This is a genomic window from Micromonospora sp. D75, from assembly GCF_018070405.1.
GTDB lineage: Bacteria > Actinomycetota > Actinomycetes > Mycobacteriales > Micromonosporaceae > Micromonospora > Micromonospora chalcea.
In genome coordinates this window covers 1-1,059 of the sequence record NZ_JAGPXV010001041.1, presented here as the reverse complement: position 1 = coordinate 1,059, position 1,059 = coordinate 1, and the positions used below count along the sequence as shown (strand labels likewise).

The 1,059-nt window shown below is 76.1% G+C and carries 1 protein-coding gene; it reads right to left on the bottom strand.

Annotated elements, in window-relative coordinates; genetic code table 11:
- Positions 1–151 precede the first annotated feature (151 nt).
- Positions 152–1,039: a pentapeptide repeat-containing protein gene (locus KBX39_RS31820; RefSeq protein ID WP_210874123.1), complete on the bottom strand. Its 888-nt coding sequence runs from the start codon at positions 1,037–1,039 to the stop codon at positions 152–154.
- Between the last annotated feature and the right edge of the window lie 20 nt (positions 1,040–1,059).

The window sequence follows — 1,059 nt, the reverse complement described above, 5'->3', positions numbered from 1 at the left end:
CTACCCCACCCCATCCCCACCAAACCCCGCCCCCTCCGCCCTCCGGCCCCCTTCTCCCCGTTGATCAAGGAGTTTGTGTCCCGATCCGGCCCCGAACCAGCCACAAACTCCTTGATCGTCGCCCAGTGTCCGGACCGGTGGGCCGGGCGGGTCAGCGGCGGCGGCGGGGGCGTGGCCGGGGGCGGGCCGGGGTCAGCGTCAGGGACCAGTGAGCCGGGCGGCGCAGCCCCGGCGGCAGGACCGTGCGGTGGTCGCCGCGCGCGGCGTCGAGCTGCGACTGGTGCGTGAACAGGCACTCGCTCAGGTCTGCGCCGCGCAGGTCGGCCCCGCGCAGGTCCGCGCCGGTCAGGTCGGCCGCGCCGAGCCGTACGCCCCGCAGGTCCGCGCCGATCAGGCAGGCGCCGCGCAGGTTGGCCCCGGCCAGCGGCGTACGGCGCAGGTCCACAGCGATCAGCGTCGCGCCCCGGCGGTCCGGGCCGGCCTTCCCGGCGCGGGCCTGTTCGGCGGCGCGGGACAGGAGCCGGTTGGCCCGGTCCCGGTGCGCGTCGACGTCGAGCGCGAGCAGCTCGTCAGGGGTGCCGTCGGCGAGCCGGCCGGTCTCGTCGAGCGCGGCGGTCAGCTCGTCGCGCAGCGGGCCGGGCGGGGTCAGGCGTACCGCCTCGGTCAGGTACCAGAGCAACTCTTGCAGGGGCCGCAACACCGCGAAGGTGTCGAACATCCGCGCTGCGGTGGCCGGGTCGGCGCGCCAGTCGCGGCCGGCGAACGTGTGCCGGGTGAGGTGCTGGCCGGCGCCGAAGCAGTCGAACACGGTGCATCCGGGGAAGCCGCGTTGCCGCAGCTCGGTGTGGATGCCGCAGCGGAAGTCGGCGCCCAGGTTCGGGCAGGGCCGTCCGGCGGGCTTGTCGATGGCGAAGTCGGCGGACGCGGTGAACGCCGGCGCGACGCAGCAGACCCCGGCGCAGCGCGAACAGTCCGCCCGCAGCTCCCGCCCGCCACCGACCGTGCGCGCCTCCACAGCACCCCCGTCCACCCGCACCATTCTCCGCACCCACCCCACCC

What these genes read in the sequence shown, in the direction of transcription:
- KBX39_RS31820 (WP_210874123.1), bottom strand. Translation starts at nt 1,039, where the DNA reads ATGGTGCGGGTGGACGGGGGTGCTGTGGAGGCGCGCACGGTCGGTGGC.